Origin of the sequence: Kitasatospora sp. HUAS MG31, from assembly GCF_040571325.1 — a bacterium.
Classification (GTDB): Bacteria; Actinomycetota; Actinomycetes; order Streptomycetales; family Streptomycetaceae; genus Kitasatospora; species Kitasatospora camelliae.
On the sequence record NZ_CP159872.1, the window covers coordinates 7642801 to 7655434 of the forward strand.

At 73.4% G+C, this 12634-nt stretch carries 14 protein-coding genes and 2 pseudogenes; 10 read left to right on the top strand and 6 right to left on the bottom strand.

From position 1 onward, the window contains the following. Positions 1–93: 93 nt before the first annotated feature. The 5 genes and pseudogenes from ABWK59_RS34535 (at position 94) to ABWK59_RS34555 (ending at position 4053) form a co-directional block, all read left to right on the top strand. Positions 94–597, top strand: a complete 504-nt coding sequence (locus ABWK59_RS34535) for a DUF3995 domain-containing protein (RefSeq protein ID WP_354644623.1) — start codon at positions 94–96, stop codon at positions 595–597. 101 nt (positions 598–698) lie between these two features. Then, positions 699–1577: a hypothetical protein gene (locus ABWK59_RS34540; RefSeq protein ID WP_354644624.1), complete on the top strand. Its 879-nt coding sequence runs from the start codon at positions 699–701 to the stop codon at positions 1575–1577. Positions 1578–1895: 318 nt separating this feature from the next. After that, positions 1896–3062 (top strand): ATP-binding protein, encoded by a 1167-nt coding sequence (locus tag ABWK59_RS34545; protein WP_354644625.1) that lies wholly within the window; start codon positions 1896–1898, stop codon positions 3060–3062. A 407-nt stretch (positions 3063–3469) separates the two neighbouring features. Continuing rightward, positions 3470–3838: pseudogene (locus ABWK59_RS34550) on the top strand (serine hydrolase domain-containing protein); the annotation flags it as partial. A gap of 86 nt (positions 3839–3924) precedes the next feature. Then, the gene (locus ABWK59_RS34555; protein WP_354645204.1) at positions 3925–4053 is read left to right on the top strand and encodes a hypothetical protein; all 129 of its coding nucleotides are present in this window, start codon (positions 3925–3927) and stop codon (positions 4051–4053) included. A gap of 26 nt (positions 4054–4079) precedes the next feature. Here ABWK59_RS34555 and ABWK59_RS34560 read toward each other — a convergent pair whose 3' ends face one another. The 3 genes from ABWK59_RS34560 to ABWK59_RS34570 form a co-directional block, all read right to left on the bottom strand. Then, positions 4080–4382, bottom strand: coding sequence for a hypothetical protein (locus ABWK59_RS34560; protein ID WP_354645205.1), 303 nt, complete (start codon positions 4380–4382; stop codon positions 4080–4082). 93 nt (positions 4383–4475) lie between these two features. After that, positions 4476–4739, bottom strand: a complete 264-nt coding sequence (locus tag ABWK59_RS34565) for a hypothetical protein (protein ID WP_354644626.1) — start codon at positions 4737–4739, stop codon at positions 4476–4478. Between the two features lie 141 nt (positions 4740–4880). Beyond that, positions 4881–5279: a helix-turn-helix domain-containing protein gene (locus tag ABWK59_RS34570; RefSeq protein ID WP_354644627.1), complete on the bottom strand. Its 399-nt coding sequence runs from the start codon at positions 5277–5279 to the stop codon at positions 4881–4883. A gap of 258 nt (positions 5280–5537) precedes the next feature. Between ABWK59_RS34570 and ABWK59_RS34575 the strand changes: the two genes are divergently transcribed. The 3 genes from ABWK59_RS34575 to ABWK59_RS34585 all read left to right on the top strand — a co-directional run bounded on the left by ABWK59_RS34575 (position 5538) and on the right by ABWK59_RS34585 (position 7947). Further along, positions 5538–5744, top strand: a complete 207-nt coding sequence (locus tag ABWK59_RS34575; RefSeq protein ID WP_420492893.1) for a hypothetical protein — start codon at positions 5538–5540, stop codon at positions 5742–5744. Between the two features lie 104 nt (positions 5745–5848). Next, positions 5849–7255 (top strand): hypothetical protein, encoded by a 1407-nt coding sequence (locus ABWK59_RS34580; RefSeq protein WP_354644628.1) that lies wholly within the window; start codon positions 5849–5851, stop codon positions 7253–7255. After that, positions 7252–7947, top strand: a complete 696-nt coding sequence (locus ABWK59_RS34585; RefSeq protein WP_354644629.1) for a hypothetical protein — start codon at positions 7252–7254, stop codon at positions 7945–7947. The genes ABWK59_RS34580 and ABWK59_RS34585 overlap by 4 nt, the downstream gene beginning before the upstream one ends. Before the next feature lie 244 nt (positions 7948–8191). Here ABWK59_RS34585 and ABWK59_RS34590 read toward each other — a convergent pair whose 3' ends face one another. Continuing rightward, the gene (locus ABWK59_RS34590; RefSeq protein ID WP_420492894.1) at positions 8192–8974 is read right to left on the bottom strand and encodes a TetR/AcrR family transcriptional regulator; all 783 of its coding nucleotides are present in this window, start codon (positions 8972–8974) and stop codon (positions 8192–8194) included. Between the two features lie 284 nt (positions 8975–9258). Between ABWK59_RS34590 and ABWK59_RS34595 the strand changes: the two genes are divergently transcribed. Both ABWK59_RS34595 and ABWK59_RS34600 read left to right on the top strand, forming a co-directional pair. Continuing rightward, complete coding sequence (locus ABWK59_RS34595) at positions 9259–10764, top strand: hypothetical protein (protein ID WP_354644630.1); 1506 nt, start codon at positions 9259–9261, stop codon at positions 10762–10764. Between the two features lie 346 nt (positions 10765–11110). After that, complete coding sequence (locus ABWK59_RS34600; protein WP_354644631.1) at positions 11111–11323, top strand: hypothetical protein; 213 nt, start codon at positions 11111–11113, stop codon at positions 11321–11323. Positions 11324–11697: 374 nt separating this feature from the next. Here the strand turns inward: ABWK59_RS34600 and ABWK59_RS34605 are convergent. After that, positions 11698–11894: pseudogene (locus tag ABWK59_RS34605) on the bottom strand (HalD/BesD family halogenase); the annotation flags it as partial. A 107-nt stretch (positions 11895–12001) separates the two neighbouring features. After that, the gene (locus ABWK59_RS34610; protein WP_354644633.1) at positions 12002–12556 is read right to left on the bottom strand and encodes a hypothetical protein; all 555 of its coding nucleotides are present in this window, start codon (positions 12554–12556) and stop codon (positions 12002–12004) included. Between the last annotated feature and the right edge of the window lie 78 nt (positions 12557–12634).

A 12634-nucleotide genomic window follows, 5' to 3' on the forward strand; every position in this document is an offset into this window, starting at 1 on the left:
GGTTCGTCCCGGTGGTTGAACCGGCGGCGGGGTCTTTCCGGCAGAGTTTCCTCAGGCGGCGCACACCGCGCCGAACGAGACTTCGGGGGAACCATGACGACGGCGACGGCAACGGCGTACCAGGGCCACAGCCGGACCTGGCCGGGATATGCGGCCGCCGTGGCGGCACTCGCCTACGCCGCGCCGCATTTCTGGTGGGGTGCCGGGGTCGCCGCTACCTTCCCCGGGGACTTCGCCTCCGCGCCGCACGGCACCTGGGAGGCCGCGATCGGCTACTGGGGGATGGGTGCCGTGGCCGTGGTCGGTGCGGTCGTCGCGCTCGCCCTGGTCCGGCCCCGGGGACGCCGGGTGCCGCGCCGTACGCTCTGCGCGCTGTCCCTGACCGCGTCGGTCGGCATGACCCTGTGGGGCTTCACCTACTTCGCGCTGCAGTACCTGCTCGCTGCCGGCCGGGTGGTCTCCGCCCCCGCCTTCGCCGCCAAGGACGCCCACCCGCAGGCCGCCTGGGGGCTCTTCTGGTACGGCCTCTTCGTCCTGTGGGGCCTGATGCTCGGCGTGGCCGCGTGGAACCGGCTGCGCGAGGACCCAACCCGCTGATACGCCCGGCCGCGGTACACGAGTTCGCGGAAATGGCGCTGGGCACGTCCGCCGGTGATCGGTAACCTCGCGGGGCCGACCGACCGAGGGGGACCATGGGCATGGACGAGGGAGCGCCGACGACCGCACGTCTGCGGGAGGTGCTGGGCCGGGCGAAGCGTGTGGTGATCGTCGACGCGGCGCCCCAGGAAGCGGATGCTCCGGAGCGGGCGCGGACCGTGGTGACCGGCGATGACATCGCCGAACTCGCCCGGGTGCTCGCCGTGGTGGACGGCGGGACGGGTGACCGGTGCCTCTGCCTGGGGTGGCCGACCATCCGGGTGTACGGCCGGTTCGGGCGGCGGATCGCCGACTGGACCCTCCACCACCAGACCGGACTCCGAGGTCTGGGCGACTGCGACGCCGACCTGCGGGACGGCCCGGCGCTCACCGAGTGGCTGGCGGAGCGCGGGCTGACCGGGCCCCGCGAGGAACAGGCGCAGCAGGCCGTCCGGGAGAAGAAGGAGGAGCAGCGCCGGATGCGCTGGATCCGGGCCGCGCCGCCCGGGCTGGCCGAGGCCGCCGCCGAGGTGGCCGTCTACTCGGAGGACCTGGGGAAGGCCAAGGCGCGGCTCGCCGCGCTGACCCGGGAGCGCTACCCCGAGGCCGCCGAGCGCATCCCCCTCCTGCTGGCCTGGGCCGGCGTGCCGTCGCGGGAGTCCGGGGGCGGGTGGATGTGGTTCGACGTGGCGGTGCTCGACCAGCTGCTCGCCGAGGTGCCCGATCTCGTTCTGGCCGCACTCGCGGACCGCGCGCCGACCCCGGCCCAACTGGACGGCGCTGCCGCGCTGTTCTGCACCTTCGAGTGGACCGGTACGCACGGGCGGGACCTGCCCGAGCCGGTGAGGTCACGGCTGAGTGCCCACATCACGGCGGAGGGCACCGACCCGCAGCGGTACCGGCTGGAGCACGGCTACTACGGGGCGGACGGTACGGCCTGAGCGCAACCGGAGCCCTCCGGCAGTGAGGCGGATCAGCCGGCCGACGCTGCCGGGACAGACCTCCACGGCCGCCTGCGGGCCGGCGCGGGAAATTCTTGGAATTCGTGGCCCCGCAGCCGTGCGGAACGGTGCCGTAGGCGGCCTCCAGGGGGTCGCGGCGGCATGGCGGAGGCCGTCCGGGACCTCGCCCGGCGGGGCGCTCCCGACGGCCCGTCAGGAGCCCGTCCACGGCCTCGCCAAAACGGCGCTGACCTGGTGTTTTCTCGGAAATCTCCTAGGCTGGGCGAGCTCTGTCGGCACACCCTCGGAGGGGGCATCATGAGCGAGGGACCCAAGACGTACGACGCCAGTGCGATCGTGGTTCTGGAGGGCCTGGAGGCCGTTCGGAAGCGGCCCGGGATGTACATCGGATCGGTCGGTGAACGCGGCCTTCAGCACCTGGTGTTCGAGGCCGCCGAGCGGGCGCTGGAGGAGATCCTCGGCGGCACCGCCAGCCGGGTCGAGATCACCCTCACCGCCGACGGCGGAGTCCGCGTCGCCGACGACGGTGCGGGCGTCGCGGTCGAGCACGCCGGCCACGCCGGCCCCGGCGACGGCCCTCCGCTGGAGGACCGCCTGACCGTGGTGTGCTGCGGGGTACGGCGTGCCGACCGGCGCTCGCTGTTCGGCGGCTCCTTCGGCCTGGGACTGGCCGTGGTCAACGCCCTGTCGGGCCGCCTGACGGCCGAGGTACGGCGTGACGGCGCCCGCTGGGTGCTGGAGTACGAGCAGGGCGTGGCCGTCGCGCCGCCCGTCCACGCCGGACCGGCGGACGGCACCGGGACCGCGATCACCTTCCGGCCCGACGCCGAGATCTTCGAGACGCTGGAGTTCTCGTTCGACGCGCTGGCCGAACGCCTCCGGGAACTGGCCTTCCTGAACCGGGACCTGGACATCACCTTCACTGACGACCGCGACCCCGTGGCGCCCCGGGCCGTCCGCTTCCGCTTCCCGGGCGGGCCGCGGGACCACGTCGCCGAGCCGACCGCCGCCACGCCCCTCCACCCGGAGGTGATCGGCTTCGAGAGCGAGTACGCCGCGATGGGGGGAACCGTCGAGGTGGCCCTCCGCTGGTGCGACTCGGGTGAGGAGCGGGTCGCGAGCTACGCCAACAGCCGGCCGACCACCGGCGGCGGCACCCACGAACTCGGGTTCCGCGACGGCCTGGCGGCCGCGGTCACCGAGTACGCCCGGGAGCAGCAGCTGCGCACCCCGTCCGGCTCCGACCTCACCCCCACCGGGCTCGGCGCGGGCCTGACGGCGGTCGTGTCCGTGAAGCTCGACGACCCCGAGTTCGAAGGGTCCACCCGCGACCGACTGGGCAACGAGCCCGTCCGCGCCTGCGTCGCCGAGGCCGTCCGCGAGCACCTGGGTGCCTGGCTCCGTGCCGACCCGGCGCGCGCGACGGCCGTCCTCACCCGGCTCGCGACGGCCGCCCGCCCCTGACACCGGTCCACCGGGGACACCGGATCCCGGGTCGGGGCCGGTCCCCGGCCCGGGATCCCCGGCGTGCGCGGACGGCGGGGGTGCGCCTTCAGGACGAGGCCCGACGCCCGCCCGTACCACCGGCGGCGTACCGGACTCCGTCCTCGTGGTGACGACCGGTCAGCGGGCCGGATGGTGGTGTGGAGGCACCGGGAGTGACCGAGCCCCCCGTTCCGGAGGAGCGCCACGTGCACCCGTCCACCCCGTACCGTCCCGTTCGCCGCAGGGCGGCGGCCGCCGCCGTGGCCGGCGCGCTCGCCGCCCTCACACTGGCCGCGCCGGCCGTTGCCCTGCCCGTCGGCCCGGGTTCCGGTCCCGGTCCCGCCCGGTCCACCCCCGATCCCGTCGAGCGGCAGCTGAACGCCCTGGTGGCGGACCTCGGCGTCCCCGGCGCCCTGATCACCGTCCGCGACCGGCACGGCCGGACGGACAGCCGGACCGCCGGGGTCGGCGACGTGACGACCGGCGAACGCGTGCCCCTCGACGGGGCGGTCCGCGTCGGCAGCACCACCAAGACCTTCGTCGCCGTCCTGGTGCTCCAGCTGGTCGCCGAGGGCCGGGTGTGCCTGGACCGTCCCGTCGACGACTACCTGCCGGGCGTGCTGCACGGCGAGGGCATCGACGGGCGGAACATCACGATCCGTCAGCTGCTCCAGCAGACCAGCGGCCTCCCGAACTACAGCGACCACCTCGGCGAGGAGGTCCGGCACTTCGAACCCCGCGAACTCCTCGACCTCGCGCTCCGGTACCCCGCCGCCTTCCCGCCCGGCACGTCCTGGCAGTCGTCCACCCCGGCCTCGTCGCCGCCGACCTCGTCCCGCTCATGTGCGGCATCGCCCACGCAGTGGACGTCCACGGCGGCCCGCCCACCGACCGCGTCGACACCGCCCGCCGCTACCTCGAAGCCTTCCTCGGCGGCCTGCGCACCACGCCACCGAACGCCAAGCCCTAGCATCTCGGCGCCCGCCGAAGGGCCCGTCAGATCGCCCGGGCACTCGCGATACCCGGCTGTTCGAACCGATTGGTCGCCGTGGCGCCGGCACAGACGGGGCGGGTGCGGGCGGCGTAGGAGCGGGCGGCCACGAGGAGGCCGATGCCCAGACCGGCGAAGGCCGGGCCGCCGAACTCGACCATCCAGGTGATCCCCGAGCCGGTGGTGAAGGGCGGGGACGGCTTGATCTCGGGCAGCACGCCGACCGCCGCGAGCGGGGCCGCGATGACGAGAACGGCCCGATTGCCGACGCTCCCAGGCTCCCGGCCGCCAGTGGCGGTCACATCCATCCCACGGCTCATCCGGCTCCCTCACCCGTTGGAGGCCGAGTCGTGCGGGTCGTTCCGGCCGGAGGATCACGTCGTTCTGGGGAGCCTCGGCGGTCAGGCCTCGCCGTAGAGGGTGACCTCCACGCCGTCGATCTCCATCCGGGTCCTGTGGACCAGGTCGCCGCGCCGCAGGTCGGCCAGGCGGCGTTCGAGCCGCGCCATCTCTCCCGGCGTCAGAACGGCGGCGGCGAGGTCGAGCAGGCCCGTGAGTATGGCGGAGGTGAGGGCCTCGGGCCGTTCGCCGGAGAGCACCACGACGGGGCGCCCGCTCCGGTCGCGGACCACCACGGTGTTCGAGCCTCCGTGAACGACAAGCACATCGCCTCCGTGAACAACGAGCACGCTGCACGCGCCGGAGGCACGTGTGGGTCACGGCCTCGGGGTAGGAGAAGACGATAGCCCCGATCTCCTGATATTTGGTCTTTCATACCCTCGAACGGCGGTAGGCCCTGCCCGAGTTCACGCCGGGCCGGGCGCAGGCCGATCGGCGTCGGCAGTGCGCTTGAGCAGGGATTCGACGAGGACGGCGACATGCCGGCGGTCGGCCGCGGACAGCTGCCGGACGCTGGCGATGAGGGTGGCCACCTCCGGGTCGTGCGGCGTGTCGGGAGCGCCCTCGGTGTAGAGGTGGATCCCGCAGGACTCGGCGGCGGCGCGACGCACCGCGTCCAGGGGCAACTTGAGTCCGCGGGCGAGCCGTTCGAGCGTCGTGGGCTGCGGCATCCGGGCGAGGCGGTCGGCGGTCGCGAGGTGATGGACGGTGGAGCGCGGGAGCCCGCCGAGCCGGGCGACGTCGCCGTATGACCAGCCGTGCTCGTCCAGTTGCCGTTTCATCATCTGTTGCAGTGCGTTGGCCACGGGATGGTTGCTTCCTGCTGTCGGGCCCGGCTGAACCCATCCGGGTGGCCCGATTCTACGGCGAGCGGCCGTGCCGTCCCCGCGATCACGCATCCCACCTGGAGATTTCCCACCATCGAGCGATGGTTGCGAAACGTGGCCGTGTCACTACTTGCCGTGAGTCCGGTGCGCGGGCTAGCGTCCAATCTCGTCGGACAGAACGTTCGATGAGATTGGACAGGAGTCGAGAACCCTCGGCCCCGACAGAGAGGCATTGCCATGAGCATGAACGTCACCGAGCTCAACGCCGAGTCCGTGGAGCTGCTGCCGAGCCGCGAGGCGCTGGGACGGCTGAAGTTCGTGAAGATCCACGCCAACTTCGCCTACGTCGACGCCCACAACGAGTCGTGGGCCGTCAACGACCACTCGCCGTACGCGATCGCGTCCTCCGAGGCGAACCAGTGGGTCAGCGTCAGCCAGCGCTGACAACCCGCACGCGACGTGGACCGCGCCCGCCGTGGCGCGGTCCACCCGCGAGAAGGACCAGGCCCGACCTGCCTGACCAGGCCCACCGTGGCGGGAGACGAGAAGTGGCTGGAGACGAGAAGACGACGGCGGACGACCGCCCGCCGGCGGCGCCGTTCCCGGTTCCACGGCTGAGCGCAGGACTGGCGCTGCACGGCGAGTACCAGGGCAGCGGCTTCACCGAGCCCCGGTACCTCGCCCGCCGCGGAGACGGCCAGGTCGTCCAACTGTCGCGGCTGCTGCACCTCGTGGCGAGCTCGATCGACGGTGTCAGGGACACCGAGGTCATCGCGCACCGGGTCAGCGCCCGCTACGGCCGGGAGGTCAGCGCCGGCAACGTCGACTACCTCATCGAGACCAAGCTCCGACCGATGGGGATCACCGTTCCACCGGGCGCGGACGGCGACCACGTCGACGGTCCCCGCTCGGACCTGTTGCTCGGCCTCACCGGCCGCCGGGTCCTCCTGCGGGAACACCGGGTCGCGCGGATCGCCCGGTCGCTGGCCTGGCTCCACCGCCCCTGGGTGGTGGCCGCCGTCCTCCTGGCCGCCGTCGCCCTGGACGTCTGGCTCTTCGCGTTCCACGGTGCGCTGGGCCCCGTCCTGCAGGTCCTGGACCAGCCCGTGCTGCTGCTGGCCGTGTTCGCACTCACGGTGCTCTCCCTGCTCTTCCACGAGTTCGGACACGCCTCGGCCTGCACGTACGGAGGGGCGGAACCGGGCAACATCGGCTGCGGCCTGTACCTGCTGTGGCCCTCCCTCTACACCGACGTCACCGACGTCTACCGCATCGGCCGGGCGGGCCGGCTGCGCGCCGACCTCGGCGGCGTCTACTTCAACGTCGTCTTCATACTGGGCCTGTCCGGGGGCTACTTCCTCACCGGCCAACCGCTCTTCCTCGCCGCGGTGCTGGTCGCGCACGTCGAGATCGTCGAGCAGCTCATGCCCGCCGTCCGCCTGGACGGGTACTTCATCCTCGGCGATCTCGCGGGCGTCCCCGACCTGTTCGGCAAGATCAGGCCGACCCTGCTGAGCATGCTGCCCGGACGTCCCGTCAGCCCGGAGGTCGCGGATCTCAAGCGGTCCGCCCGCGCCGTGGTCACCGGCTGGGTCCTGACCATGGTCCCGCTGCTCCTCGTCGAGCTCGGCTACGTCCTGTGGCACCTGCCGCGGATCCTGGCCACCGCCCTGCACTCGCTCACCGAACAGGTCGCCGCGACCGGCGCGGCCTTCGCGGACCGACACCTGTCCGCCGGCCTGGTGGGCGCCATCGGGATCTTCCTGCTGCTGTGCCCGATGGCCGGAGGGGCCTACCTCGCGGTGCGGATCACCGGGCGGCTGGTCGGGTCGGCCACCCGCGCCGCGACACGGAGCCGGGCGGCGTCCGCGCCGGACCGCTCGACGGAAACCGACCCACCCTCCTCGGCCGGACAGCGGCCGAGCACCGCACCAACCCTCAGGAGACATCCGTGAACCACCGCTCGCCGTACCGCCGTTCGACCACGGTCAGGAACGCCAGACGCCTCGGCGTGCTGGCCACCACCTGCCTGGCGGCGCTCAGCGTCGCCGTCCCGGCCGGTGCGACGCCCTCCGGGCACCCCGGACGTGGCGTGTCGGCCGTCCAGGACCGCGCGAACACGCATGCCAGTCGCGCCTGGCCGACCCGGTTCCGGGACACCTTCGCCGTTCACGAACTCGGCGCCGTGTTCGGCGTGCACGCCGACAACCGGGCCACCGCCGTCTCGGCCGGTTGCCTGCCTCGGAAGCCGTGCCGTTCCGTCGCGCTGTCCTTCCAGGTGGTCACCATGGCCGGCTCGCAGGTCCGCCTCACCGCCACCAACCTCGGCCGGGCGATCAACGAGCAGTGCCCCGGATGCCAGACCCTGGCCGGTGCGTACCAGTTCGTCGTCTCCACCCCGCGGCCGTTCAGCCTCAGCGCGCCGGCCAGGGCGCAGCTGGCGGGCATCCACCACCGGCTGGACGCGCTTCGGACGTCCGAGGAGCCGATCCCCGTCATCCGCGAGAAGGCGGACGCCCTGGCCGCCGAGGTCATGGCCGTCCTGGACCGCGAGGCGGCTGCCGCGCCGACGGGCCCGGCGGTCGACACGCTCCAGACGTTCCGCCCGAAGGTGACCATGCACCGCCACTTCGACGGACCGAACTGAGCGGACCGGACCGGAGGCCCGGCTCCCGGGGCCCGCGGGCACGGCCGGCGCGGCAGGCGCGGCACCGGCGGGCCGATCCCCACCGTCGACGAGGGCGCGCCGGAGGCGGACCACCGGGCCTGCTGCCGGCGGTCCGTGCCGGTCAGCCCGACCGGATGCAGCGGCTCGCGGACACGGGGGAGATCCCGGAGCCGAGCCATGGCGCTCGAAGGGCCTCCGCCTCCGGGCCGGTGCGGTCACGCGGTCAGGTGGCCGCCGGGCCGAGGTGGGCGTCGAGTACGGCCGTGACGAGCCGGTCGAGCTGGGCGGAGGCCGCGGGGCTCGGGCGGCCGGCGTCGGCCGTCCGGCCCGCGGCGCCCGTGTCATCGACGGCGCCCGGGTCGGCCGCCGGGCCGAGCAGCCCGGACAGTCCGAGCAGCCCGGGCATCCCGGGGAGCTCCGGCAGGGCGGCGGGGGCGCCGTTCGGCTCGGCCGGGGCGGCGCCGAGGACGAGTTGCAGGCTGCCCCAGGCCCACAGCTGGGCGATGCCGTGCAGGTTGGCCCAGAGGGCGGCGGCCGTGGCCGACGGCGAGGGGGTGGCCCCGTTCGGGTCGGCGGGCCGGGTCCGGCAGCGGCCGACGAGCAGGGCGAGGTGTTCGAACAGGGGGAGCGTCGACGTCCGCAGCCGGGGCCGGTCGGTAGGCTCCTGCGAGCTGTCGAGCAGGTCGTGACGGAACATCAGCTCGAACATGCCGCGGCGCTCCTGGGCGTACCCGACGTAGAGCCGGGCGAACGCCGCCACCTGGGCCCGCGGCTCCGTCAGGCCCTCGACCGTGGCCAGGTACCGGGCGCCGAGATCCTCGAACCCGCGGCGGGCGATGGCCGACAGCAGCGCGTGGTGGGTCGGGAAGTACCGGCGCGGCGCCCCGTGCGACACCCCCGCCCGGCGGGCGATCTCGCGCAGCCCCACGGAGGCGGTGCCCTCGGTCAGCACGAGCTCCACGCCTACGTCGATCAACCGCTCCCGCAGGGAGCCCTCGTCGCTCATAGACACTGTCTACCAGCTTGCCGTAGACGCTGTCTACCGTGACCGTCTGCGGAGTCCCGTGTGCTGCCCGCAGGGCGGCTGCCGGCCGTTCGAACGCGACGCGTTGGCGCCGGTGAGCGTGTCCGGCGGACCGGCCATGCGTGGCCGGTGTCCTGGCCTGTTCCCGGTGCAGCGCGAACACCAGCATCGGTACGGCCCGGCCGAACCGCCGAGGCCGAGCGGCGCACGGCCGTCCGTTCGGTCCGTGTTCGCAGCCGTACGACTGACGTTGGGAGAAGCGAAGCATGGCACTGGAGCTGCCGCCGGAACTCGTCGCGGTCCTTGAACTCCTCGGGCTGGACTGGCCCCAGGTGAACGAGGACGAACTGGTCAGGCTCGCGGAAGGACTGCGGGGACTCGCCTCGACGATCGACTCGGTCCAGATGACCGCGGACAAGGCCCTCACCGCGCTGGGGGAGGTCTACCACGGCACTTCGGCCGACAAGCTGGCCGGGATGTGGGAGACCGTTTCGAAGTACTCGGGCCTGGTGGTGGACGCCTGCGGTGTCGCCGCGACCGCGCTCAACGCGGCGGCCCTGGTGATCGAGGGGTGCAAGGGCGCCACCGTGGTCCAGTTGGTGGCCACCCAGGGCGAACTGGTGGCCTCCTCGCTGATCGGGCCGGAGGGCTCCGCAGCCGTCGTCGCGGCCGGTCGGCAGATCCTCTCCACCATCCTGGAGGAGGCGGTGTCCGCGCTCGGGCAGGCGCTGGCCCAGCCGGTGGCCGACCTGGTGGAGACCGTGGTCAAGCAGCTGCTGCCCGGCGACGGGCCGGGGTCGGCGGGCGGCTCGGGAGCCGGGTTCGGGGTCGACCTGGCCCAGCTGGCCTCCTGCGCGCTCGAACTGCGCAGCCACGCCGACGACCTCGACTCCCACAGCAGTTCGTTCCGGCAGGTCGTCGAGAACCTGGACCTGGGCGCTCCCGGGGACGCGTTCGGCCGGCTGGTGATCGCCGCCGCCGAGCAGATCGCCACGAGCATAGGCGTGGAGGTGCTCAAGCGGCTGCTCGGCTCGTTCCGGGGCACCGCCGACCGGATGGACCAGGTGGCCCAGAACCTCACCGAGAACGAGGACTCGCACACCCGGCAGATGCAGGGAATCCTCTCCAAGCAGGACTCCCCGTCCTCTCCCCGCCCGCTCCAACTCGCGGGCGGGGCGGGCGACACGACCGGGGGTGGCCGCCCGCACCACGGGGGTCCTGTCGACGCCGACGGGCCCCAGCCCGGACCCCACCAGCCCGGCGCGGGCGGAATCCTCGTCGGCGGCGGAGGCGCGGGCCGGGCACCTGGTCCGTTCGCGCCGGACCGGCCCGGGGCCGACCGGCCCATGGCCGACCCCGGTCGCGCCGGTCTCCCGCCTCAGCAACCGCGGGCCGCGGCGGGCGGCCCGCACCCCGGCGCCCCCTACCCCGGCCCTGACCCGGTTCCGCCGAGGAGTGACCCCGGGTTCGGCGCCGGCCACCGGGGCCCCGAACCCGGCCCCCTCGACCGCGGACCGGCCGCGCAGGCACCCGGGATACCCGGCCCCGCCCCGTACGGCCCGGCGGGCGGAGGCATGCACCAGGGCGGCCCGGGCGGTCCTGGCGGTCCGGTCCCTCCGGGCGGCCCGGGAGCCGGCGGGCCGGTACGAGACGCACCGTCGGCACCGCCGAGCGGCGCCCCCCGCCCCCGCCCGGACGCCCCGGCGGAGGACCCCGCCGAGTTCCTCGCACCGCCGCCGCTGCCGCGCGCCACCACCGACCAGGACGCCTGAGGACGTGTCGGGTGGCCGAGTTGTCGCCGGCGAGGCGGTTCCCTCCTCGCCGGCGACCGGGCTGCCACGAGCAGGTGGATCGGGTCCGTAGCTGCGAGGCCGTCCAGGTCGCCCGCGTTCCCGGGCCAGGTATGTGGCCGCACCCAGGCCCGGCTCTGCTGTTGTGTCAGTGGGCCGAGAAGGTGGCCTGGGTTCGGGTGCGTAGCGGTCGGATGCTGATGACGCGCTCTTGCGGTGTGGATGTCTTCTACTTCCCTGGTGGGAAGAGGGAGCCGAGTGAGTCCGATGCCGAGACCTTGGCGCGCGAGATGACGAGGAACCCCCGGTCCCGGGCGACACAGCCACGATGGTGCACGTCGGCACCTTCGAGACCCGGAGGGATTCCGACGGAGGCACCGACTTCCGGATGATCTGCTGCACCGCCGAGCACACCGGTCCGCTGGTCGCCTCGAACGAGATCGCGGAGTTGGACTGGTTCGGCTGTGCCGATCGTGCGCGGGTCTCCGCAGTGGACCAGCTGGTGTTCGCCATGCTGCATGCGTCTGGCCAACTGCCCTGAGGGGCGCTCGGGTGCGCGTGCGAGCCGCCTTTCTCCCGGCCCTGTGCCAGAACCGGCTGCGCCCCACCCGGTGTTCCAGGGCGGGGTCAGGCCAGGGGGATCAAGCCCCTCGCCTGCGGCGGGAGCCGCCAGTGGTGGTGGCCACGTGGGCGTGGTGCATGAGTCGGTCGCTGCCGGCTCCGGCGAGGGTCTCCAGGGTGAACCGGCCCACGCGCAGGGTCTTCTCGATGGGGTGCGGGCCAGACCCCCGGCGGGCGCCAGCCCATGGCACTCACCGCGCAGCCATCTGAACAGAAAAACGTCGAAGTCCCGCCGGTGGCCGCCCGCCGCGTACCTGGCCCGCGCCAGTCGCGAGACCACATCAACCCGGATCGCTAATCGACGACGAACGGCGCGTATCCAATCTGGACCTCGCTCACCTGAGGTCGGAGAAGAGCAAGGTCAGGTTGTGCGCGTTGGTCTCGATGCGTACCTCGTGGAAGTCGATCCCGAGGGCCTTCGACCAGCGTCGGGTCGCCTCCGACTCGGGGAGGAGCTGGGCTCCCGGGTACAGGCAGTGCCACTTCACCCCCAACAGTGATCGCGGCGGCCTGAACGGGTACCCCTTGGCGCGGGTGGCTCCGTCAGGGTGCTGTGCATGACCTGCAGCCTACGACGCCGTGATCCGCCGGGCCGACCCTAGGCGGCGACCCGCTCGCCGGACTGGTCGGCCACCACGATCTGGACGTGGGGTGCGGCGTACCTGCGGGCCTTGGCGACCATCTTCGCCAGGTCGAACTTGCTCCGGAGAACGGCGACGTGGATCGGCGCCGGCATGGCGGGGTTCTGCGGCGGGACGGTGGCGCCGGGCGGCAGCGTCACGCTCGGGTGCAGCCGTACGCCGATCAACGCGTACGGGCCGTCCGGGGGTGTCGCGACGACGAACTGGGTGACGTCGTTCCACCGCAGCCGCACCTCGCCGACCCGTACGCCGGCCGCGTCGAACTGGAACGCCGTACGCCGGTTCTCGAACCAGGAGATGATGAAGGGGAGCGCCAGGACGATCACGGTGCCGCCCCGTATCTCGAGTGCCCAGCCCAGCAGGAGGGCGAGGCCGACGGTGCCGAGGATCGCCGCCCACAGGCCGGCCTGGTCGGTGGCGGAGAACGGGTGGGTGACCCGGTAGCGTTCCCACCTCGCCTGGCGGCGGGTGACCTGCTGCCCGGAGGACGAGGGGCTCTGATGCTGCGTCATGCGGGGCCTCTTTCTGGAGAGGGGACAAGTGGGGGCGTGGAGACCGAGGGACGGGTCCCGCCATCCCGTTCGGTACGT

Excerpts from the sequence above, each read along its gene's own strand:
- ABWK59_RS34535 (WP_354644623.1), top strand. The coding sequence starts at position 94 with ATGACGACGGCGACGGCAACGGCGTACCAGGGCCACAGCCGGACCTGG.
- ABWK59_RS34540 (WP_354644624.1), top strand. The coding sequence starts at position 699 with ATGGACGAGGGAGCGCCGACGACCGCACGTCTGCGGGAGGTGCTGGGC.
- ABWK59_RS34545 (WP_354644625.1), top strand. The coding sequence starts at position 1,896 with ATGAGCGAGGGACCCAAGACGTACGACGCCAGTGCGATCGTGGTTCTG.
- ABWK59_RS34555 (WP_354645204.1), top strand. The coding sequence starts at position 3,925 with ATGTGCGGCATCGCCCACGCAGTGGACGTCCACGGCGGCCCGCCCACC.
- ABWK59_RS34560 (WP_354645205.1), bottom strand. The coding sequence starts at position 4,382 with ATGGATGTGACCGCCACTGGCGGCCGGGAGCCTGGGAGCGTCGGCAAT.
- ABWK59_RS34575 (WP_420492893.1), top strand. The coding sequence starts at position 5,538 with ATGAGCATGAACGTCACCGAGCTCAACGCCGAGTCCGTGGAGCTGCTG.
- ABWK59_RS34590 (WP_420492894.1), bottom strand. The coding sequence starts at position 8,974 with ATGAGCGACGAGGGCTCCCTGCGGGAGCGGTTGATCGACGTAGGCGTG.
- ABWK59_RS34595 (WP_354644630.1), top strand. The coding sequence starts at position 9,259 with ATGGCACTGGAGCTGCCGCCGGAACTCGTCGCGGTCCTTGAACTCCTC.
- ABWK59_RS34600 (WP_354644631.1), top strand. The coding sequence starts at position 11,111 with ATGGTGCACGTCGGCACCTTCGAGACCCGGAGGGATTCCGACGGAGGC.
- ABWK59_RS34610 (WP_354644633.1), bottom strand. The coding sequence starts at position 12,556 with ATGACGCAGCATCAGAGCCCCTCGTCCTCCGGGCAGCAGGTCACCCGC.